Annotated in this window: 19 protein-coding genes, 1 tRNA gene and 1 pseudogene; 7 read left to right on the top strand and 14 right to left on the bottom strand. The window is 43.3% G+C overall.

The genetic code is table 11. The annotated features are described in order from the left end of the window. Window positions 1-228: 228 nt before the first annotated feature. Entirely contained in the window at window positions 229-633 is a 405-nt protein-coding gene (locus tag BM528_RS00415) for a hypothetical protein (protein ID WP_071978194.1), read from the bottom strand. Window positions 634-749: 116 nt separating this feature from the next. Here BM528_RS00415 and BM528_RS00410 point away from each other — a divergent pair, with 116 nt between their 5' ends. Continuing rightward, a complete protein-coding gene (locus BM528_RS00410; protein WP_071978193.1) occupies window positions 750-1,166 on the top strand; it encodes a DUF3293 domain-containing protein in 417 nt (138 codons plus the stop codon). A gap of 336 nt (window positions 1,167-1,502) precedes the next feature. Here BM528_RS00410 and BM528_RS00405 read toward each other — a convergent pair whose 3' ends face one another. Continuing rightward, window positions 1,503-1,913, bottom strand: a complete 411-nt coding sequence (locus BM528_RS00405) for a hypothetical protein (RefSeq protein WP_071978192.1) — start codon at window positions 1,911-1,913, stop codon at window positions 1,503-1,505. Window positions 1,914-2,027: 114 nt separating this feature from the next. On the opposite strand from BM528_RS00405, the pseudogene BM528_RS18990 reads away from it, so the two are divergent. Then, a pseudogene (locus BM528_RS18990) lies at window positions 2,028-2,147 on the top strand (IS982 family transposase); the annotation flags it as partial. 552 nt (window positions 2,148-2,699) lie between these two features. Here the strand turns inward: BM528_RS18990 and BM528_RS00400 are convergent. Further along, window positions 2,700-2,776, bottom strand: a tRNA-Arg gene (locus BM528_RS00400). A 384-nt stretch (window positions 2,777-3,160) separates the two neighbouring features. On the opposite strand from BM528_RS00400, the gene BM528_RS00390 reads away from it, so the two are divergent. Both BM528_RS00390 and BM528_RS00385 read left to right on the top strand, forming a co-directional pair. Continuing rightward, entirely contained in the window at window positions 3,161-3,568 is a 408-nt protein-coding gene (locus BM528_RS00390) for a c-type cytochrome (protein ID WP_071978191.1), read from the top strand. Window positions 3,569-3,672: 104 nt separating this feature from the next. Further along, on the top strand, window positions 3,673-6,273 hold the full coding sequence (locus BM528_RS00385; protein WP_071978190.1) for a sensor domain-containing phosphodiesterase: 2,601 nt from the start codon (window positions 3,673-3,675) through the stop codon (window positions 6,271-6,273). 44 nt (window positions 6,274-6,317) lie between these two features. Here BM528_RS00385 and rep read toward each other — a convergent pair whose 3' ends face one another. After that, window positions 6,318-8,333 carry a DNA helicase Rep gene (gene rep / locus BM528_RS00380; RefSeq protein ID WP_071978189.1) on the bottom strand — a complete coding sequence of 672 codons (2,016 nt, stop codon included), beginning with the start codon at window positions 8,331-8,333 and terminating at the stop codon, window positions 6,318-6,320. Window positions 8,334-8,551: 218 nt separating this feature from the next. Here rep and ubiK point away from each other — a divergent pair, with 218 nt between their 5' ends. Next, window positions 8,552-8,803 (top strand): ubiquinone biosynthesis accessory factor UbiK, encoded by a 252-nt coding sequence (ubiK, locus tag BM528_RS00375; protein WP_071978188.1) that lies wholly within the window; start codon window positions 8,552-8,554, stop codon window positions 8,801-8,803. Here ubiK and ubiA read toward each other — a convergent pair. Together ubiA and BM528_RS00365 are read right to left on the bottom strand one after the other, a co-directional pair. Next, window positions 8,789-9,652: a 4-hydroxybenzoate octaprenyltransferase gene (gene ubiA, locus BM528_RS00370; RefSeq protein WP_071978187.1), complete on the bottom strand. Its 864-nt coding sequence runs from the start codon at window positions 9,650-9,652 to the stop codon at window positions 8,789-8,791. The two genes, ubiK and ubiA, sit on opposite strands and share 15 nt — an antisense overlap. Window positions 9,653-9,676: 24 nt before the next feature. Next, complete coding sequence (locus tag BM528_RS00365) at window positions 9,677-10,249, bottom strand: chorismate--pyruvate lyase family protein (protein WP_083595130.1); 573 nt, start codon at window positions 10,247-10,249, stop codon at window positions 9,677-9,679. A gap of 235 nt (window positions 10,250-10,484) precedes the next feature. On the opposite strand from BM528_RS00365, the gene BM528_RS00360 reads away from it, so the two are divergent. After that, window positions 10,485-10,901, top strand: coding sequence for a flagellar basal body-associated protein FliL (locus BM528_RS00360; RefSeq protein WP_071978186.1), 417 nt, complete (start codon window positions 10,485-10,487; stop codon window positions 10,899-10,901). Window positions 10,902-10,920: 19 nt separating this feature from the next. Here the strand turns inward: BM528_RS00360 and glpG are convergent, their stop codons facing one another. From glpG to BM528_RS00320, 8 genes are all read right to left on the bottom strand, one after another. Further along, window positions 10,921-11,805, bottom strand: a complete 885-nt coding sequence (glpG, locus tag BM528_RS00355; protein ID WP_071978185.1) for a rhomboid family intramembrane serine protease GlpG — start codon at window positions 11,803-11,805, stop codon at window positions 10,921-10,923. A 112-nt stretch (window positions 11,806-11,917) separates the two neighbouring features. Beyond that, window positions 11,918-12,229 (bottom strand): thiosulfate sulfurtransferase GlpE, encoded by a 312-nt coding sequence (glpE, locus tag BM528_RS00350; protein ID WP_071978184.1) that lies wholly within the window; start codon window positions 12,227-12,229, stop codon window positions 11,918-11,920. Continuing rightward, window positions 12,226-13,254: an L-threonine 3-dehydrogenase gene (gene tdh, locus BM528_RS00345; RefSeq protein WP_071978183.1), complete on the bottom strand. Its 1,029-nt coding sequence runs from the start codon at window positions 13,252-13,254 to the stop codon at window positions 12,226-12,228. The genes glpE and tdh overlap by 4 nt, the downstream gene beginning before the upstream one ends. Beyond that, window positions 13,251-14,447, bottom strand: a complete 1,197-nt coding sequence (locus BM528_RS00340) for a glycine C-acetyltransferase (protein WP_071978182.1) — start codon at window positions 14,445-14,447, stop codon at window positions 13,251-13,253. The genes tdh and BM528_RS00340 overlap by 4 nt, the downstream gene beginning before the upstream one ends. 171 nt (window positions 14,448-14,618) lie before the next feature. Then, entirely contained in the window at window positions 14,619-17,081 is a 2,463-nt protein-coding gene (locus BM528_RS00335) for a putative bifunctional diguanylate cyclase/phosphodiesterase (protein WP_071978181.1), read from the bottom strand. Window positions 17,082-17,088: 7 nt separating this feature from the next. After that, window positions 17,089-18,264 (bottom strand): hypothetical protein, encoded by a 1,176-nt coding sequence (locus tag BM528_RS00330; RefSeq protein ID WP_071978180.1) that lies wholly within the window; start codon window positions 18,262-18,264, stop codon window positions 17,089-17,091. Further along, window positions 18,261-18,731 (bottom strand): hypothetical protein, encoded by a 471-nt coding sequence (locus tag BM528_RS00325; RefSeq protein ID WP_071978179.1) that lies wholly within the window; start codon window positions 18,729-18,731, stop codon window positions 18,261-18,263. The genes BM528_RS00330 and BM528_RS00325 overlap by 4 nt, the downstream gene beginning before the upstream one ends. Window positions 18,732-18,888: 157 nt before the next feature. Beyond that, window positions 18,889-19,893, bottom strand: coding sequence for a glycosyltransferase family 9 protein (locus tag BM528_RS00320; protein WP_071978178.1), 1,005 nt, complete (start codon window positions 19,891-19,893; stop codon window positions 18,889-18,891). A 94-nt stretch (window positions 19,894-19,987) separates the two neighbouring features. On the opposite strand from BM528_RS00320, the gene BM528_RS00315 reads away from it, so the two are divergent. Then, on the top strand, window positions 19,988-20,719 hold the full coding sequence (locus tag BM528_RS00315) for a 3-deoxy-D-manno-octulosonic acid kinase (RefSeq protein WP_071981075.1): 732 nt from the start codon (window positions 19,988-19,990) through the stop codon (window positions 20,717-20,719). The last annotated feature ends 53 nt before the right edge of the window (window positions 20,720-20,772 follow it).

The raw sequence follows: 20,772 nt of genomic DNA, 5'->3' as shown, positions 1-20,772 counted from the left end.
ACCAATCCTTTTAAAAGCGACGCTACCAACATAGCATTGATGTAATAAAGCATTTGGTTTACCAACTGTGCCATCAACGAAAACAATATCCGAATATTTGAGATCATGTTTATATTCAATATCAATCGAACACTGCACTGCTGAAGTATTATCAACCTTAAAAACAATAAAGCGCCGGCTCTTGTAAATAATCTGAGATTCGAGAACATAGGCAGGAAAAGAATAGTGCTACTCAAATTTTTGTATAAGCCTCTCTTTAGGTGTCTTACCTACGACCCCAGCCATATATTCTCTGGTGTAACGGCCACTACCAACGCAAATAATTCGGGCACGTTTACCTCTGAATTTTGATAATACACCTCGTTGATACATAGGCACGTCATACAAATAAGACGAGCCAATCCTATAGGCCAAGTAACGCTTTGGAGGGCCCTTGAACACAATATATCGTTTCTTTTTAAGAAGGTTCAAAAGTTTAGCCTTCAACTCAAACTTTTTGGCTGTCCAGCTATCGATGGAGTTGATTTGCTCTAGAAGTGAATTTACTTCGTCATCAAGATTGTCATTCAATTGTGTTTCTTCGGATATCATTCTTATGACCGAGCTTTGCATAATATGCCCATGGTTTTTCATAGTAGCTGCCATGTGAGCAGGTTTCAATCGAGCATCCAGTTAGCGCTAAGCAGGTTTTACAAAAACTGATTATTGTGTTTCAGTTATGAATAACGTCATTAATGGTTCAAAGATTTATGAGTGTTAGCTGCAGCCTCATCCAAGCTTATCTGAATGCAAAATATGTAGTTTGTACTGAACCTCAGATCACCATGCGAGTTAACGAATTTAATGCCGATTTGTTGCAATTTCTAGCAAAAAATGACGGTGCAACGGCTGCCTTTATCACCGCTTATAACCCTTTCAGCAATTCTCTTACGCAAGAGGAAAATGAGCGACGGCACGCAAATTTTCTCTCTATAATACTTGAAAAGAACATGCAGCACTTTGTGGGCTTTGGTACAGACGAAGCCAAGGACTGGCCGCAAGAACAAAGTTTGTTACTTTTAAATATCGGAAAGCCTTATTCGACAGAGCTTGCCAAAAAATTTGGCCAGAATGCAATAGTGTGGATTGAAGATGATGCAATACCTCGGTTACTGATCACGCAATGACCTTCATAAGCTTTATTGATGTGACTACAGAAGGGTACTACCGGTTTAATTAAAAACCAATCGATTTCGGATGAAAAAAGCTCCAAGATATCGATAATGAAAAATACCATTAATTTCAAAAACTTACTTCACCCCACTCAAAACCCAAATTTCGCCTGTTAACACCGATGGTCACAGTACTGCCACAAAACTTTGTGACTTTGCGTGGTGAAATTAGCAGTATTGGAGCACTTAGTAGTCTCTACAAACTTGCTCGAATCACTGAGCGACTTTAAGTTTTTTAGTTTTTTAGTTTTTTAGTTTTTTAGTTTTTTAGTTTTTTAGTTTTTTAGTTTTTTAGTTTTTTAGTTTTGTAACCATTAACACTTGTTGAATGTATTTTCTTAAAGACTGTTCAATGTCAGCCATCTTTTTACCCTCTAATTCTTCTTCTCTGCACTCATTTAAGTAGAAGTCAGAAATTTTTCTACCAACAATATCGTATTCAAAATGAAAAGAAATAACTGAAACTCCATCGTTCTCAATCGATAAGACATAGCCTTTTGAATAATTCGTATAGTCTTCTTCGCTATCAAGCTCTTGTTCGCAAAACTGACTAATCCCAGTGTCAGAAGTGCTTCTGTTAACTAAATTAGTACACTCCTTACGAAATGCGGACAATGTATCGTCAAGCTTAGAGAATTCATCAAGTCCTTCTTCAATTACAAACCAATCCTCAAAATGTTCAATCAGGCTTATCGTATACATTACAGTTTTACCATATATAGATTTGCTATTGGATTTCATTTTTAATGGGAGAACACTATAGCTCAACAGCTAATAGTTACAAGAGGAGTCTATCCCGATAGAATTAGTAGGCCCTCAAAACATAGCAGTATGAAAGGTTTTACGCTTAACCTGATGGCAAGTCTAGTTGCTTATTGTCTCAAGGAGAGCAGGCCATCCGTTAATATTAATGATGTTAAGCGCAATTCAATTTAAACAATAAACAAAACATCAAGACTATCTCAACCTCAGACTATCATTTGTTGAACGGTTCAATTAACGTTTAGGAACAAACTGAAATATTTTCTACTAATTTTGAAAAGGAAAATTAATTGGCAATCACTGTTGTCTTGCGATTGTTCAGCTTTGTTTAACCAACTCAAGGCTCTATGAACGCGAAGTGCAAGCGGGTCAGAACACCGATCTTATACACTCCTTTGCTTTTGCTGCCTGGTAAGTCATAGAATTCCTTTTGCAATGTTTTTCAAATATTACATTAGGGGGAGAGGCCTGCAATGTCAGTCAACTGTTCAGGAAGCACTCAATTATTCCCGTTTGTAAGATGGACCAGAGGTATTGAACTTCATGAACGAGCAATTTGCGGAAGCACTAATTAAAATTTTCCTACTTATTCTACCGTGGTCACTGTAGATAATGTGAAATACAATGTAAGTTCGAGCACTGAGTAAACTTTGGTCACGACTACGTCACGACCCCAAAAAACTACAGGAAGTAGTCACAAGGGCTAACTCTCAAAAAAGAAGGAAATGGCGCACCTGGCGCGATTCGAACGCGCGACCTACGGCTTCGGAGGCCGTCACTCTATCCAACTGAGCTACAGGTGCGTAGCGGGTTACATCATTTATAGTGTCAGTCTCGACCAAGACACTCCAAAAGTGTTGTTGACCGTTTGCCCAGTGACCCAGTTTCAAAATGACCGTCGGCTTCGGAGGCCGACACTCTATCCAGCTGAGCTACAGGTGCATTAAAGACGTTTGCAGACATTAATGTATGTTAATAATCACACGTTGCAAACGAGGCGTATGATACTTAGGGCTACGGCGAGCATCAACTAATTTGTTCTTTTCTTTTTATTTTACCAAAGCCCAATTGTTAAAAATCCTTACTTTTTATAGGTAATTGGATTCTAATAGTTGTTCAACCGCCAATTACCGTTATAATCTGGCGTGTTATATTTTAAACAAATTCATCATTGCCTGGAGACAGATGTGAAATTAAAGACTTGGTTAACTGTTGCTGCTACAGCGCTTACTGTTTTTGCAGCACAAGCACAAGAAATGAGTAACGATGAAATTGCAGATCGTATTAAACCACTAGGTAAAGTGCATGTTGCAGGTGCAGCAGCACAAGGCGACGCTGCTGCGGCAGGCGGAGCAAAATCTGGTGAAGACATTTACAATTCTGCTTGCGTTGCGTGTCACAGCGCAGGCGTTCTTGGCGCACCCAAATTACAGGTAGCAGCAGATTGGCAACCACGCCTTGATGAACGCGGCTTAGACGGCGTTTGGCAAAATGCTATCAACGGCATCAACGCTATGCCTCCAATGGGTACTTGTGGCAACTGTTCAGAAGACGATATTAAAGCCGCTATCGAGTATATGATCGAAGGAATTTAAACTAGTCTGCTTTAGTTTAAGTTGTTTGAAAAATTAGCGTTTTTTCAGTGGATGAGGTAAGTTATTCCGCTACATAAAATGTTAGTTTTATATTGGCGAGTGGAATGTCATCAAATTCGACACAATCTGAGCTGTCTGAAGAAGAACTGCGGGAACTCATACCGCAGCTTCAACAGCTTACAGATAAGTACAAGCGCGCTGAACGTGTTCAGAAAGCGCTTTTTGACATTTCCGAACTCGCCAGTTCAGTTAGTAATCTAAACCATCTCTACACGTCTATTCATGAAATCATTGGCGATTTTATGAACGCGGACAATTTCTTCGTAGCCTTTTACGACCCCGAAAGCAATGTTGTCGACTTTTCTTATTTCGTTGATGAATTTGACGAACAAACGGTTCGCCAGCTTCCCGCGGAATCGTTAATGGACGGCATGACCGGCTATATTCTTAAAACGGGTAATCACCTTTTTTACAAGCGTGACGAAGAGCAATCTCTTTCCAAAGAATTAGGGTTTAAACTTGTTGGCTCTCCGCCTTTTGAACTGCTAGGCGTACCACTTAAACGTGGAAGCCAAGTTATAGGGGCTATGGTAGTTCAAACCTACGATGAAGGTGTTCACTACACGCAAGAAGACCTTGAGGTTCTGTTGTTTGTGTCTCAACACATTGTAACCACTGTAGATAGAGTTAAAAACAGAGAGCTTACTGAACGCACTATTCGTGATCGCACGCGACAGTTGAGACGAACTAACGACGATTTACAAGAAGAAATCCTTGAACGCCAAAAAGTAGAATCGCTACAGCAGGCGTTATTTGAAATATCAGAGTTAGCGGCCAACCTTGAAGGCGATATGAATGTCTTCTATTCAAGTCTGCATGAAATTCTCGCCAGGCTTATTAGTGCGCCAAACTGTTACATCGCTATTGTAGATAGAGAGCAGAACAAACTAGAGTTTCCTTACTTCAGTGATACTAATCAGGCCAGTATAAATTCAAGGCCAATGAGTCGTGGTTTAACTGAGTTTGTGCTTCGCACTGGTCAAGCGGAATTAATAAACCCGCCTCGCGTTTTACAATTGGCTGAAAGCGGTGAATTAGACGTTACCGTTGCTCAGAAAATGCTTAAGAGTGCTAACTCTTGGCTGGGCTCACCGCTAGTTGTAGATGGCGATATTGCCGGTGTAATCGCAGTACAAACTTATGGTAAGCACGCCAAATATACTGCGAGAGACCAAGAACTTTTGCGCTTTGTTTCGCACCATATTGCTGTGGCTATGGAACGCAAGAGCAACACCGAGGCAATTCAAAAGTATAATCTTCAGTTAGAAGAGCGAGTAAAAGAACGCACTGCTGAATTAAACCGCGCTAACAGCTTTTTACAGCAGCAAATTGATGAACGTAAAGAAATCGAATTAAAGCTTATTCACGACGCTCATCACGACTCTCTTACCGACTTACCCAACCGAGCCATGTTTACTAGCCGCTTAGAATTAGCCGTTGCTAGCAAGCAGCGTTATAGCGAAAACATGTTTGCGGTACTATTTATCGATTTAGACCGCTTTAAAGTAATTAACGATACATTAGGCCACCACGCTGGCGATGAATTTTTAATTGAAGTGTCGAAACGCATTGCGCTTTGCATTCGCGGCCATGATTTATTGGCCCGCTTAGGCGGTGATGAGTTCGTTGTCTTATTGGATAACTTTGAAGACAGTAGCGATGTAGAAGAAGTAGCTCGTCGCATTATTTCGTCTATTTCAGAGCCGTTTTTACTGGATGGTCGAGAAATGTACTCTGGAGCAAGTATTGGTATTGCTCACATTCAAAGTTACTACAATGCCGCTGATGAAGTGTTGCGCGATGCAGATGCCGCCATGTATCAAGCAAAAACACTGGGCCGTGGGCGCTTTGTAATGTTCGATAAGAGCATGCGTGAAAGGTTAATTGAAGAGCTTGAGCTAGAGAATGAGTTTAGACGAGCACTTAGAGACGAGGAATTTGATTACTTTTTACAGCCGGTAGTCAATCTTGGGGATAAAACCACTCTGTATAGAGAAATGTATATTCGCTGGTCTCATCCCACTTACGGGAAAATTGCGCGAGAGCAATTTAGGCAAGTTGCAGAACACAGCGGGCTAACGATTGATTTGGATCTCTTTCAGCTGACAAAAGCGTGCGAATTAATTAAGCGTTATGAGTCTACCGATACTCCTATAGAGCGCATTGCTGTAAACGTTTCAATCAATCATCTATTACAGCCCTCTATGGTCAATCGAATGACCGAAGTTATTGCAGAGCAAGGCGTTAAAGCCAAGCAATTGGTGTTTGAATTCGATGAAAATGATTTAAATCGTCGCTCGCAGTTTATACTCCCAGCCATTAAAAAGCTTAAGCGCGCTGGTGTCACCTTGGTATTAGATAACTTTGGTAGCGGCTTAGCCTCTCTTAGCTATTTATTTGCCTACCCTTTCGACTTTATTAAAATTGATCATCGATTTGTTAAATCCCTACCTCGATCACAACGTAACCTAAAACTTATTCAGTCTGTCATGCTGATTTCTGAGCACTTAAAATTCAGTGTAATCGCTGAGGGCGTAGACGCTAAATCTCAGCTTGATGCTCTTAACGACATTGATTGTGTTTACGGACAAGGCAAAGCGCTTGAACGCGCAACTGTGCTGGACATGTCTAAGGTCACCGAGTAACTGCACACCCCAGTGCGCTTCGTAGTTAGTAAACATTCACTTTTTTATTTTTTACCTAATATATCCCGTAAATTTGCAATTCCTACCTGCGCTTTTTGTTGGCGCTCTTCTTTTGTCGCTTTTGGTTTTTGATTTTCCCACTGGATATCGTCTGGGGGCAATTCAAATAAGAATCGACTTGGCTCGGGCTGAATAACTTCACCAAACTGCCTGCGCTCTTTTGCCAAACTAAAGATAAGCTCTCGTTGCGCTCGGGTTATCCCTACGTAAGCTAAACGGCGCTCTTCCTCTACATTATCTTCATCGACACTGCTTTGGTGAGGTAGTAAGCCCTCTTCCATACCCACTAAAAATACAATGGGGAACTCAAGGCCCTTAGACGCGTGTAGCGTCATGAGTTGAACTTGGTCGCTTTCACCGTCTTCTTCTCCCCGCTCCATCATGTCGCGAAGTATTAAGCGATTTACCACTTCATTTAGCGTCATGGGGCTGTCGAGATCGTTCCCCTCTAACATATCGTTCACCCAACCAAACAGTGTACTTACGTTAGCCATCGCCATTTCCGCAGCTTTAGGACTTGCGCTAGTTTCGTATAACCACTCTTCGTACCCCATGGTACGGATCATACTTCTCACTGCCTCTACCGTATTTCCACGCTCAGCGTTATCAGACAATTCAACAATCCAGCGCGCAAAGCCTGACACCGAATGAAATGCTTTATCCGGCAGCACACTATTTAAGTTATTGTGCGTAGCAGCTTCGAACATCGAAACCCCCAGGCTATTTGCAAAGTTACCCAGCTTTTCTAAGGTAGCTCTACCAATACCCCGCCCCGGCGTATTAATTACCCGCAGCAACGCATTATCATCGTCTTGGTTTACCAGCAGCCGTAGGTAAGCCATGATGTCTTTCACTTCAGTGCGACCGAAGAATGACATGCCCCCACTTATTTTGTAGGGAATACGGTTACTCATGAGTAACTTTTCAAACAAACGACTTTGGTGATTACCGCGATAAAGAATGGCGTAATCTTTAAACTTAGTACGGTTCATAAACTTATGCGCCAGTAGCTCGGCAACAACCCTCTCCGCTTCGTGCTCTTCGTTTTTTGCTTCAATCACTTTTAAAGGTTCGCCGTAATGAAGCTCAGAAAATAGGGTTTTATCGAATAAATGCGGATTGTTTTGAATGAGAATATTTGCACAGTGCAATATGCGTCCAGACGAACGATAGTTCTGCTGAAGTTTAATAACGTTTAGGCGCGGAAAATCTTTTTGCAATAGGTTTAGATTTTGAGGCTTCGCACCGCGCCATGAATAAATAGATTGGTCGTCGTCTCCCACCACGGTAAATCGAGAGCGCTCGCCTACCAACAGCTTCACTAATTCATACTGACTGGTGTTTGTATCTTGATATTCATCAACCAATAGATAGCGTATTTTATTTTGCCACTTTGTCCTTATCTCTTCGCTTGTTTTCAGCAATAAAGTGGGCAGCAATATAAGGTCGTCGAAGTCTAATGCGTTGTAAGCTTTAAGGTTATCTTGATAGCGCCGGTAGGCTTCTGCAAACTCTTTTTCTCCCGTGCTTGTGGCTTGTTTAAGGAGCATGTCGGGCAAAATAAGATCGTTCTTCCAATTAGAAATACAACTTTGCAGCAGTTTTAATTGGTCTTTGTCGCCGTCAAGTGTGTCGGCTGTAAGGTCAGTAAGCAGAGAAATGGAGTCTTTATCATCAAAGAGCGAGAACCCCGGCTTTAGGCCCAAATCTTTCACATGCGATTTAATAATGTTTAAACCTAACGTGTGAAATGTAGATACTTTTAACCCTCTTGCCTCGGGCTTTCCTAAGGTTTGAGCCACCCGCTCTTTCATTTCACGAGCAGCTTTGTTAGTAAACGTTACCGCCGCGATATAGCGTGCCGGCATATCGCAGTTGCGAACTAAATGGGCGATTTTATTTGTAATGACTCGTGTTTTACCGCTGCCTGCCCCTGCCAATACTAAACACGGGCCAGATACGTAGGTAACAGCAGATTCTTGAGCATCATTGAGTTTCATTGTGTTCCTAAAGCAGAGTTAATAGTCGTCGGTGACGAATAAATCACGTTGGTTTTGTCATCAGTCAAACGTAGTGCAAAGATACCTGTAAAAAGATACGCGTAATAAACGGCCTAGACCGGCTAGCTAATTTTGCGGTTCACGGTTTTCATTGCATGTCGTGTCGATACCGATAGAATAGAATGACTATTTTGAGCTGTGTATTATAAGGGAATTCCATGCTGGATCCGAAAAAACTAGAAGAGTTAGCGAAACAGATTGCAGATGCTGTACCGCCAGGCGTAAAAAATATGGCCGAAGGCGCAGAATCACGCGTAAAAACAGTACTTCAGTCGCAGCTGTCGAAACTCGATTTAGTCACACGCGAAGAATTTAATATTCAAAGCCAGGTGCTCATTAGAACACGTGAAAAACTGGATATGATGGAAGCGCGTATTACCGAGCTTGAAAGCCAGTTAAACGAAAAATAAATAATTCGCCGCTAGTCCGATGGTTATACAAAGACCAACTCTATGACTTTCCAAAAACGCAGTAAAACAGCCCTCGCGCTGTCTGCGTTTTATTAGTTGGTAATGCCTTACACATAATAAACCAGCTACTAAAACAGACACAAAGTATGGCCATGCGGCCCCTATCGCTAAACCAACGCACCACAGAATAGTAAGAGTAACTGCCTCTAAAAGCATAACTATAGTGACATCTTGCTTGCCAAATAGTATTGCAGAAGACTTCACTCCAATTTTAAGGTCGTCGTCTCTGTCTACCATGGCGTACATAGTATCGTAAGCAACTGTCCAAGTGAGGTTGGCTATAAACAACCACCAGCCATAGGCAGGTACAGTTTCTAATACCGCCATAAATGCCATGGGGATAGCCCACCCAAATGCGGCGCCCAAAACAGCCTGTGGCAAATGCGTGTAGCGTTTCATGAAGGGATATGAAGCAGCAAGTAACAGTGCCACCACAGATAGCGCTATGGTTTGCCAATTTAAAAACAGAACCAGGACAAACGCAATGGCAATGAGCAAAGCGAAAAGCTGCAACGCTTGTTTTGACGTCACCTCACCTGTAGCTAGGGGCCGAGCAGCGGTACGCTTTACACTTCCATCAACCTTTCTATCGGCATAGTCATTAATAACACACCCTGCACAGCGCATCACAATCACTCCCGCGATAAAAATAGCGGTAATACCGAGCGATGGTAACCCCTGTGAAGCAATAATTAATGCCCATAGAGTTGGCCAGAGTAAAAGGTAAAAGCCAATGGGCTTGTCTAAGCGCATTAAGCGAGCATATGCGCTCCAGTTATACTGTTTCATGTCCACTTCTCACTCATTAATGACCTACAAATATACGCCATTTGAGGCATAAACTGGCGACGGGGGCAGGAAAACTTCAGCCACTATTAGGTGGTGAGCTTCAAAAGTAAATACAGAACGTCTACCCCATAAGCTATGGCTAGTATCGCCTCCTAACTGGTTAGCTTGTGCCGACGACAGCTTACACACCTGAAATTCCGACCGTAAAAAACGTTTATCATTAAATAACCGCTTTCCTAAAGGTTCACGGCCTAGATTTGATAACTCGGCGTCTATAATGGCTTGGGGGATAACAGAGCGGGCAAACACCCAAGGACTGTCGTTATCGCACAAAAGGATTTCTCGTACTTGGTAAGAAATGGCCTGATGATGGGTCTCTTTGTTCCCTTGCAGTAGAGATAGCTCATTTTTGTGAGGGGTTAACACTTCTTGACCTAACAAGCGCAACGAGAAACTATGACAAAGCGACTGTACTCTATCTGTTAACGAGCCCGTATCTAACAGCCAATCTTTCAAGGTTGCATTGGGTATATTTGCGTCTTCTGGAGGCATCCAGTTAACAGCAAGGCCAACAGGGAATGTAGCGGTAAAGCTCACTTCAACACACTCTCTTTCTTAGTCTTTTTGCATGATAACATTTATTTATGCACTGTAATTGCCTTCAACGCTAAACTTTACATAGTTAGTAAGCGTAAGATGTTGTAGAACATAAACAAAGGGCTTTGTGCTATTCGCACCTTTGTAGTGGTGTACTACTTTTGCAGTAGTGCGTTTAGGCGCAGCTTTGCTACAATAAGGCTGATCAAAATTTTATCACTTTTCGGTTTTCACCATGCCCAAGTCTTTCATTTTACATTGTTTAGCGTTAAGCGCGTTATTATTAAGCGTATCGTTTTCTGCTCAGGCTCAAGAAAAATCACAGTTTGCCTACATTGGCCTAGAGCCTGAGATTGTAACAAACTACATAAGCGATAGTTCTCGCAAGTTAGGCTATGTGCGCGTTCAAGTTGAATTGATGATATACGATGTAGACCAGCTGGAAATTGCTGAACATCACATGCCTCTTCTGCGCTCTACGGCAATCGAAATTTTTGGTCAACAACCCGCCGAAAAAGTGAAGTCGTTAAAAGGACGCGAAGACATTCGCCTAGCACTTTTAAAAGCGCTTAAAGAGCACATGAAGCAAGAAACTGGCGGTGAAGTAGTAAAGAACGTGATCTTCACAAAGTATCTTTATCAGGGCGATTAAGTGACTGACGCTACCGGCTTTATTTAGATTTTCCAGACCCTAAGCTTAATACGCCGGCTAACAAGCACCCTGTTATCAAACCAGCTGTATGGGCTGCATTAGCCATATTGACCCATAAAATATCTGCGTAGCCCAATACCAACCACACCAACATAAAACCAACAATGGAATTAGGCAACGATAGCCCCCATTGCGGTCGCAACCACCCTAACCACCACACAAAGCCCATTACGGCGTATACCACGCCAGATAAACCACCAAATAAAAATATGTTGGACGAAACAGGCTCGCTAAATAAGGCTTGTGCTGCGTTTGATACAACTGCCGATACAACGAACACAATGCACAGCATTGATACGCCAAACGTACGCTCAATTTTGGCGCCGAGCATGCTCCACCACAAAAGATTAAACACAATATGCAGTATGCTGAAATGAATAAACGCAGGGCCTAACAAACGCCACCATTGGTTATTTTCAGCCAACAAACCAAAGGGCTGCATGAGCAGCTGTTGAGCAATAGGAGCGAACAACCCTAACAAAGACAACCCGTAAACCAATACGCACAACATAAAAATAAGCGACGTAAACGGGGTTGAAACAGCATTTGCGAAAAGCTGACCAACAGAAAAACTGCTACCAGAGGATGCCAGCTTTATGTTTTGACCGCTATCCCATGCGGCTTGCTGATATTTAGGGTGTGTTGGGTTGGCAAGAAAGTCTTTAGCAATGAGTTCAGCTTGAGCGGTTTGCTCAGCATCTTTGAGCACAACTATAAATTCAGACGATGATTTTTGCGATGAGCCAGACTCGGAGACGGAAGAGTGGATACCTTGGCTATTAAGGTAATTAGCGAGTAAATGCGCAGCGCTTTGCTGATTAAAGGCAATGAGCGGATGGTCCATCTAAGAACAACTCCAAAACACAAAGGAATACTGTAAACACCATATAGGTATTACGTTATTAGTAAATAGGAGAAAGAGAAGAAAAGGTGCACAAGGCACCTTTTTACTGGAACTATTCTGTGTCGACAGGGTTGGCTAAGCGCCACGCTTCGAAACCGCCATCCATACTATAGACAGTCTCAAAACCTTGCTGAGCAATAACTTGGGCGGCTTGTTGACTGCTCACACCGTGATAACACACCACTACCACGGGTTTGTCTTTCGGAGTCTGCTCTACAAACTCAGAAAAATTATCGTTATTTAACGGCTTTGCATTAGGTATGTGCCCATTGGCATAAGACTGCGGGTCGCGAATATCGACTATAGATACATCGCCTTTAAAGTCAGCGACATCTTGTACACTAATGTGTGAAAACGTGATCATGATTGCCAGTCCAAAATAACTTTTCCAGATTGCCCAGAGCCCATGGTATCAAAACCTTTCTGAAAGTCATCAACGCTGTAGGTATGAGTGATTATGGGCGACAAATCTAGCCCGCTTTGCAGCAAACTTGCCATTTTATACCAAGTTTCGAACATTTCTCGTCCGTAGATACCCTTAATCACTAAGCCTTTAAAAATAACTTGGTTCCAATCAATGGCCACATCGCTTGGTGGTATACCAAGCATTGCCACCTTACCACCGTGGTTCATTTTATTGAGCATATCGCGCAGAGCTACTGGTACACCAGACATCTCTAAACCCACGTCGAAGCCTTCGGTCATGCCCAGACTGTTCATGACATCTTGCAAATTCTCTTTAGATACATCGACAGCACGGCTGGCGCCCATTTTTTCCGCTAACGCTAAACGGTATGGATTAATGTCTGTTATAACCACGTGTCGGGCGCCAACATGCTTAGCCACTGCTGCAGCCATAATGCCTATAGGGCCAGCACCTGTTATAAGCACGTCTTCGCCTACAAGGTCGAAGCTGAGTGCGGTATGCACTGCATTGCCAAACGGGTCAAAGATAGATGCCAGTTCGTCGCTAATGTTATGAGGAATTTTAAACGCGTTGAACGCAGGAATAACCAAAAATTCAGCAAACGCACCAGGACGGTTTACGCCAACGCCCTCTGTATTGCGGCACAAATGTCTGCGCCCAGCTCTACAGTTTCGGCAATGGCCGCAGGTAATATGACCTTCTCCAGATACTCGGTCGCCAATGTCAAAGCCTTTGACTTCCTGTCCCATGCCTACCACTTCGCCCACGTACTCGTGACCAACGACCATAGGTACAGGAATAGTCTGTTGAGACCATTCATCCCAGTTGTAGATATGCATATCGGTTCCGCAAATGGCGGTCTTGCGAATTTTGATCAGTAAGTCGTTATGGCCTACTTCTGGCTTTGGCGTGTCTTCTAACCAAATGCCCCGCTCAGCCTTCGCTTTTACTAATGATTTCATGCAATGACTCCCATTTCTTTGCCCACTTCAATAAACGCGTCTATCGCTCTATCGACGTGTTCAAGAGAGTGACCAGCTGACATTTGCGTGCGAATACGCGCTTGTCCTTTTGGCACTACTGGGTAAGAAAAGCCAATAACGTACACGCCTTTTTCAAGCAGCTTGTCGGCCATTTCGCTCGCTAAGCGAGCATCACCTAGCATGACTGGGATAATAGCGTGATCTTTGCCTGCTAACGTAAAACCAGCCTCTTCCATACGATTGCGGAAATGCTCTGCATTGCGCCACAGTTTTGCTCGCAGCTCATCGCCATCTTTCATCATTTCAAACACTTTAAGCGATGCGGCAACAATAGGGGGCGCAACTGAGTTGGAGAAGAGGTAAGGACGAGAGCGCTGACGCAACCATTCAACCACTTCTTTTTTGCCCGACGTGTAACCGCCTGAAGCACCGCCTAATGCTTTGCCAAGTGTACCGGTTATGATATCTACGCGGTCAAGTACACCGCAGTATTCGTGGCTACCTCGCCCATTTTCCCCGAGGAAACCTGTAGCGTGGCAGTCATCTACCATTACCATAGCATCGTACTTGTCTGCCAAGTCACAAATAGAGGCAAGGTCGGCAATCACACCGTCCATAGAAAACACACCGTCAGTTGCAATAACCTTAAAACGGGCGCCTTCTTCGTTTGCCTTAATTAGCTGCTCTTCCAATGCAACCATGTCGTTATTTGCATAGCGGTAGCGTCTTGCTTTACTCAAACGGACGCCATCAATGATACTTGCGTGGTTAAGCGCATCTGAAATAATAGCATCTTCGGGACCTAGAATAGTTTCAAACAGGCCGCCGTTAGCGTCAAAGCATGATGGGTAAAGAATAGTATCTTCGGTACCTAAGAACTCACTTATAGATGACTCTAGCTGCTTGTGAATGTCTTGTGTGCCGCAGATAAACCTTACCGATGCAACGCCAAAACCGTGCGTATCTAAGCCTTGCTTGGCCGCTTCAATTAATTGTTCGTTATTTGCGAGGCCAAGGTAATTATTGGCACAGAAGTTAACGACATGGTCTCCGTTAGCAACATCAATATCAGCTTGCTGCTGAGAAGTGATCACGCGTTCTTTTTTATATAAACCATCTTGCTTGGTGGCTTCAATTTGCGATTGCAAATGCGAAATAAATGCCGCTGACATGCCGTTCTCCGAAATAAATAAAAGTGTATTTTAGTAAAAGCCTAATGAGGGGTATACAGTGATACGCTCTATTTCACAGGAAAGCCGATGAAGTGTGTAAATTATTTAGCACACTTATAGTAATCAAGATGGTAGTAATCACGATGGCCAGACTCGAGTTCTGGATGAAAGTTAGCTAGTAGTGCCGGTCGACTTTGAAAGTTTCCAATATCCACCTTCAACATACTTATTTAATACACTCCAAACCTGATGCTCTGGAATTGGCTTGCTAATCATGTAACCCTGACCATAATCGCATTCAAAATCACACAGTAAGTCATATTGAGCTTGTGTCTCGATACCTTCGGCAACCACCTGCATACCCATATTACGTACCATAGACACAGTGGAATTAACGATATTGCGGTCGTCGGTATCATTGGTAATATTTGACACAAAGGAGCGGTCAATTTTTATATAGTCTGCAGGCAGAGACTTAAGATAGCTTAATGACGAATATCCTGTCCCAAAATCATCTATGGCCAACATGCACCCCATATTGCGAATGGTTTGCATAATATCTCTCGCTCGCTTTATATCCGACACTAACACCGTCTCTGTCAGTTCTAGACACACTTGCTCGGGCGCTATTTCGTTACGTTCGATCTGTTGCTGTAAATAGTCAGGTAAGCTGGGGTCGATAAACTGACCGGCCGATACATTTATTGCTACCTTAATGTCAGGGAAACCACTGTGACCCAGCTCCTGAATCAGTGAGCAGGCTCTCGCTATTACCCAATAGTCTAGTTCAAGCATAAAGGTGGTATTTTCTAAAAGCGGAATGAAGTCTGCTGGCGAAATAGCACCTTTGGTCGGGTGGTACCAACGCAGTAAGGCTTCAAAGCCTATCACTTTACCTGATTTCATGGCTACTTGAGGCTGTAGCGCCAGACTAAACTGGTTTTCTCTCAGCGCTTCTCGAGCTTCAGACTCTAGCTCGACCTTTTGCATTACGGCCAGGTTCATTTTAGCTTCATACACTCTGTAAGCTGCACCTTGCTTAGATTTTGCCGCGTACATGGCAATATCTGCATGCCTCAATAATTCAACAGGGCTAGCTTGAGAATGGCTCGTTATAGCAATTCCAATGCTTACTGAAATATAAAACTTGTACCCTTCGATAATAATAGGGGTAGCGAATTCATTGATTAGCTTGTTGGCAATATCATCGACCTGGGTGCGCTCCTCAATATCAGAAAGCAACACCACAAACTCGTCTCCACCAAATCGCGATGCGATATCACTCTCTCGAATGGGGCGGGATATTCGCATTGCCGCAGCTTTGAGCAGCGCGTCGCCTACATCGTGACCGTGGCTATCGTTTACTTTTTTAAAATCATCCAAATCCATGAACATGAGTGCCACTAGCTTTTCATCACGAAAAGAACGGGCAAGTTGCTTTTCAATCTGAAACGTAAGCATGTTTCGGTTGGGAAGCCCCGTAAGCGCATCGAACATGGCCATTTTTTCTAGCTTTGCTGTGTTGATAGCCATTTGACCGTCAAAATCTTCGAGCTGTTTCGCTAAATTATTGGCTGCGTTCTCTACCACATCTAATTCATCGACAAAGGTTACGTTTGATAAGCGTTTCTGCTTAGCGGCCACGGCATGGAATTCATAAAACTTGTGATCGGCTAACAAGGGGAGCCGCTCACTAATAGAAAGCAACCGCCTTTTATAACCGTTCAAAAAGAGGTAGAGCAGAATAGTAAAAATGAGGAATAAAACGATAGCCGAACCAACAACTACCGCCTGATATTGTTTAGTTTGCTGAACAACAGCCGTCACATCTTGCACCAACAAAAGGTACGGGCGGTTTGCATTACTTTTCGAAAACGGCAGCAAACTTATCAGCAACTGTTGCTCGCCAAGAGTGATATTAACCCCTCTGCTGGTTAGGCGATTAATAGACCAGTCAGGCGGTAAGCTATCGAACACCTGCGTTATATATTGACGATTTGCCGCAGAAAGCTGGCTAGCAATAGATAATGCAGCTTGGCTGCTTTCATCAGTGCCTTGCTTCACGATTGCCACCTTGTGCACACCGGCGGCTCGGTTAAATAAATAAAGTAGTTCGCGTAAAGATGTCGAAACCACCACAACCGGGATAGTGTCATTGCTACTCATTAGCGGAATAGACATGTAGTGCGTGCACACCTTGGCGCAAAAAATAGTAGAGCGGCTTTCTATGTTATTTCGGGTTGCTCTGACAAGTTGCTCCACAGCCTGGCGTGATTGATTGACACTTTGTCCAACAGGACCTGCCTCATCGAAAAGTATTAGCTCTTCGACCTGAAAATTGAGGGTAAAATAGTCAGACAGATTGTCCAGCGTGCGTTTTAGTTCATCAAGACTTTTATATTGAAGCTCTCTTTGCTGACTCACCACATCAATAAGGTTAATCATGCGGTTGTGCAGCACTTCTTCAAAAAGTTGAATTCGACGTTGATGGCTGACTTGGCTTTCTCGCTGCTGAAGCAATAAGCTAGCTTCCGACTCTTTAATTAGTAGTGCGGAGACAACAATAGTCACGGTTAAGACCATCGCCAACAGTATGGTGATGGTCTTAGTCGTGAAAGATACTTGAACCTTCATGGTATCTCTACCACCAATACATCAGTTGCAGAGACCACATATCCCAGTTTTTATCAGCCTGCTCTGCAACATTCAGGTTGAGAAGACTGACGACGCGCGTAGCTCCTTCAACCCAGTGATATTCTCCCTGCAGCCTCCATTTTGGAGCAATATCCCAGCGCAGCCCTATAGTCGTTGTGTCTTGATAACCAAAGTAAGCAGGGACAGCACCGCCAGTAGACTGCTCTAACAACTTTCCATCTCTATCGTTTCGATCATTATCATAGGTGTCGTAACCAACTAATCCGCTTAACTCACTGTTAAATAGATATCTGAGCTGAACAAAACCGCCTTGCCCTCGGCGCTTTTGATCAAAGTCTGGTGCAAAAAGCCCTTTGCTATGTTGAGTTTCAGAGAGAAGCTCCATGGAGAATTCCCACTGCTCTGCAAAATATTGTGCAGATAGCATGAACCTCTCTATGTTTGCATTACCTGCAAGACGATTATCTTGCGCTGCAGGTGTATAGCTAAAATCAGAATTGAGCCAACTCACTCCCACTTTCCATGCCATGGATGACGGCTGCCAAAACACGCTCGCCTGATGCACAAAATCTTGCTTCGCCTTACCGTTTGCTTCCTCACCTAACAAGAAATTCCGCTGCGCATCGTTTATATGAGAACGACCATAGCTCCAATTTATTTCCCATATATTGTTTTCCCCAAAATGAGTAAAGCTGGTCAATACGCCGTTACTGCCTAACGCAACATCTCGAAAACCATCGAAATACACCGACTGAGGAAGCACGGCGGTGTAACGAGTTTGCGGTACATCCCGGGTTACAGAGTAAAGCCAGTGTCTGTTTTTAAAGCGTCCTGCATGAATGTGGGCTTGCCACCCTGCGCCCAAATCAGGAATTTTCCAGTCGACAAAAAGATAGTCAAGACGTGTGCCTTGCTCAAACCGGTTGCCGCCATCTAGATAGTTTATTTGCCCAGCAATAGATAAGTTTTCAGACAATCGATATAAGCCGTTAATGCCAATTTCAGTGAGTTCTGCAGTAACAGCGTTATTGTCGGTGATAAAACTGCTGTCTCTAGACTGCGTTAACCCTTGAGAAACATATCCATGCCAAGAAAAATCTGACTGAGCAGAGAGAGCGGTAAAACTGCTTATAAGCAGCGAAAAACAAACCAATACTTTCATTTTTCTTCTACCTCTATGCGACGAAGTTTAACAATGTCGTTTTTGTCGCCATAACCAATAGCTCCCTCTGTTGACTCGAGCGCTTTTATTAAAGCGTTATATGTTGATACCCGTACAGGTGTAACACCTTGCCCCGAGTAGGTTAGTTGATCCCATAACCGAGATAGCTGATAAGGAAACATCTGTAAAATGTCTCTACAAAATTGCTGATGTAGTTCGTCGCTGTCTTGCAATACAAATACGGTGATTTTTGTTCCGTCTTGCCAGTATTGGCGATGACCTGTGAATATTTGTCGCAGCTCAGAACGATTAAGCTGAGACACGGTGACACTGTCATGAGCCATTACTTTTAACTCCGCCGCATGTAAAAAAGACGAAGTCATAGTTATTGTCATAACAATAAGAAAAGTACGATAAGGAATAAGAGAAAAAGACTCTACGAGCCGCCTTATCAAGGGCGTTTTCATTTGGTAACAGCTCCCTGTTGTTGAGCAACACTATTTAATGAAATAAAAAGCACCGTGCTTGTTGAAATATTCAACTTTATTTTAGAGAAATAGAGCAATTAAGGTTGCTAAACACAGTGTAGTTACAAGCTGAACAATTTACCCAGAAAAAAGCAAGCTAAACGATATAGCCACTGATTTTTTCTTTTACCTGTTCGATGGAAATTCTTTCCATTAGGTGGCTGCCTTTCGCTCTTGTCCCCCACGGAAGCTTGCGCCATGACTTGCCTTTTTGCTCTTCTATACATTCATTATAAACGGACACAACATCATCAAGATTATTATATGGGCCTGTTCTAAGAGGGTTTGAATGCGCATAGAGCCCAATAACAGGGGTGCCAACGGTGGTAGCCATATGTGCAGGGCCAGTATCTGGCGCGATAACTAAATCTGCGTGTTTAAGTAACATAAGCAACTGATGAAGCGACGTTTTTCCCGTGAAATCCTGTAACTCCGTGGCTGCATGGTGCTTAATGGCGTCAGCAGTCTCTCTATCGAGCTTTCCTGGGCCGCCGCAGAGTATTACATTTACATTTTGTTGTTGAATATAATCAGCAATACTCGCGTATCGTTCTGGCAACCAATTGCGTTCGGCTTTACTAGCAGCTGGGGCAATAACGATATACTTACCTAATTTTTGAGCTTGTTGACGCGCCCATAATTTATCTTCGTCAGACACTGGAATGTCCCACTTCAGCTTCTCTACACTGGGCACGCCGAGTGCATCTGCAAAGTCCATAAAACCGTCTAAAACATGGGCATGCTTCCTACTTGCCACACGCTTATTCGCAAATAACCAATGAAGTTCTTTACTGCGTGCCCAATCGAAGCCAATGCGCTGCTTTGCATTGATTACCCGAGACGCTAAGTTAGCTCTAAGCGCCACTTGCATCATCAATAGCGTATCAAATACCTCGTCTTTAACCGCATGTTTAAGATCGTCTACAGCCGCCTTTCCACGTTTTTTGTCAAAAATAATGAAACGAATATTGGGCATAAGCCTAACTAACTGGTATTCAACTTTACCGATAATCCATGTAATTTCAGTATCAGGCCACGCTGTTTGGATTCGATTGACCATCGCCACGGCATGACACACGTCGCCAATGGCTGATAAACGCATTAAACAAATCTTTTTTCCCACTTAGCGCTCTCTCATTGCTGAAAAACTTAAATAAATCGTTAGAATGTTAAATTTACCATAAGTTATGAAAAACATGGCGATAATACGACGAGACCTAGGTGCCGGACACCACTTTCTATACGATGACGCCATTAGTGATGCCCTTGATGAAGAACTTGGCATCGACACTTTCACGTCCGAATATTGGCAGTTTCAAAATAAAATTACCGGTAAAGCACAAGGCCGCGGCACTACCCTGTTTATTGAACACAACCATCATCAGTGGGTATTAAGGCACTACCAACGCGGCGGAATGATTGGCAAAGTGCTAAGCGATCAGTATCTGTTCACTGGTGTAGAGCACTCACGGCCATTCGAAGAGTTTAGGCTGCTGGCTGCTATGCGAAAAGAAGGTCTAAAGGTCCCCCTTCCGGTTGCGGCTCGCATCCATCGCCGAGGGGTCATTTACCGAGGTGACCTTATTACCGAAAAAGTTCCCAACAGCCAAGATTTGCATCGCGTTTTATGCCAAAAGCCATTAGGAAAAGACCTATGGCGCAGCGTTGGCGAAGCCATGGCAGCTATGCACAAGTGTCAGGTTCACCATCACGATGCAAATATTCGTAATATCATGATGGATGATGACCAACAAATATGGCTGATTGATTTTGACCGTTGTCGCAAACGCAAAGGACATCACTGGAAAACGAGTAACTTAGACAGACTATTGCGCTCGCTACAAAAAGAGAAAAACAAAAACCCTATATTTCATTGGTCTTTTGATGATTGGCAGTATTGCCTCGATGGCTATCACTCAATGCTATGAGGTGAAAGTAATGAGTTGAATGCAAAGGGTTTCATGCTTGGCCTGGTTTGCTC

Source organism: Alteromonas sp. RW2A1 (genome assembly GCF_001886475.1).
In the GTDB taxonomy this organism is placed as follows: domain Bacteria; phylum Pseudomonadota; class Gammaproteobacteria; order Enterobacterales; family Alteromonadaceae; genus Alteromonas; species Alteromonas hispanica.
Note: the sequence above shows the minus strand (reverse complement) of the source record. Positions and strands in the feature narration are given on the sequence as shown.

What these genes read in the sequence shown, in the direction of transcription:
- BM528_RS00415 (WP_071978194.1), bottom strand. Translation starts at nt 633, where the DNA reads ATGAAAAACCATGGGCATATTATGCAAAGCTCGGTCATAAGAATGATA.
- BM528_RS00410 (WP_071978193.1), top strand. Translation starts at nt 750, where the DNA reads ATGAGTGTTAGCTGCAGCCTCATCCAAGCTTATCTGAATGCAAAATAT.
- BM528_RS00405 (WP_071978192.1), bottom strand. Translation starts at nt 1,913, where the DNA reads ATGTATACGATAAGCCTGATTGAACATTTTGAGGATTGGTTTGTAATT.
- BM528_RS00385 (WP_071978190.1), top strand. Translation starts at nt 3,673, where the DNA reads ATGTCATCAAATTCGACACAATCTGAGCTGTCTGAAGAAGAACTGCGG.
- rep (WP_071978189.1), bottom strand. Translation starts at nt 8,333, where the DNA reads ATGAAACTCAATGATGCTCAAGAATCTGCTGTTACCTACGTATCTGGC.
- ubiK (WP_071978188.1), top strand. Translation starts at nt 8,552, where the DNA reads ATGCTGGATCCGAAAAAACTAGAAGAGTTAGCGAAACAGATTGCAGAT.
- ubiA (WP_071978187.1), bottom strand. Translation starts at nt 9,652, where the DNA reads ATGAAACAGTATAACTGGAGCGCATATGCTCGCTTAATGCGCTTAGAC.
- BM528_RS00360 (WP_071978186.1), top strand. Translation starts at nt 10,485, where the DNA reads ATGCCCAAGTCTTTCATTTTACATTGTTTAGCGTTAAGCGCGTTATTA.
- glpG (WP_071978185.1), bottom strand. Translation starts at nt 11,805, where the DNA reads ATGGACCATCCGCTCATTGCCTTTAATCAGCAAAGCGCTGCGCATTTA.
- glpE (WP_071978184.1), bottom strand. Translation starts at nt 12,229, where the DNA reads ATGATCACGTTTTCACACATTAGTGTACAAGATGTCGCTGACTTTAAA.
- tdh (WP_071978183.1), bottom strand. Translation starts at nt 13,254, where the DNA reads ATGAAATCATTAGTAAAAGCGAAGGCTGAGCGGGGCATTTGGTTAGAA.
- BM528_RS00340 (WP_071978182.1), bottom strand. Translation starts at nt 14,447, where the DNA reads ATGTCAGCGGCATTTATTTCGCATTTGCAATCGCAAATTGAAGCCACC.
- BM528_RS00335 (WP_071978181.1), bottom strand. Translation starts at nt 17,081, where the DNA reads ATGAAGGTTCAAGTATCTTTCACGACTAAGACCATCACCATACTGTTG.
- BM528_RS00330 (WP_071978180.1), bottom strand. Translation starts at nt 18,264, where the DNA reads ATGAAAGTATTGGTTTGTTTTTCGCTGCTTATAAGCAGTTTTACCGCT.
- BM528_RS00325 (WP_071978179.1), bottom strand. Translation starts at nt 18,731, where the DNA reads ATGAAAACGCCCTTGATAAGGCGGCTCGTAGAGTCTTTTTCTCTTATT.
- BM528_RS00320 (WP_071978178.1), bottom strand. Translation starts at nt 19,893, where the DNA reads ATGCGTTTATCAGCCATTGGCGACGTGTGTCATGCCGTGGCGATGGTC.
- BM528_RS00315 (WP_071981075.1), top strand. Translation starts at nt 19,988, where the DNA reads ATGGCGATAATACGACGAGACCTAGGTGCCGGACACCACTTTCTATAC.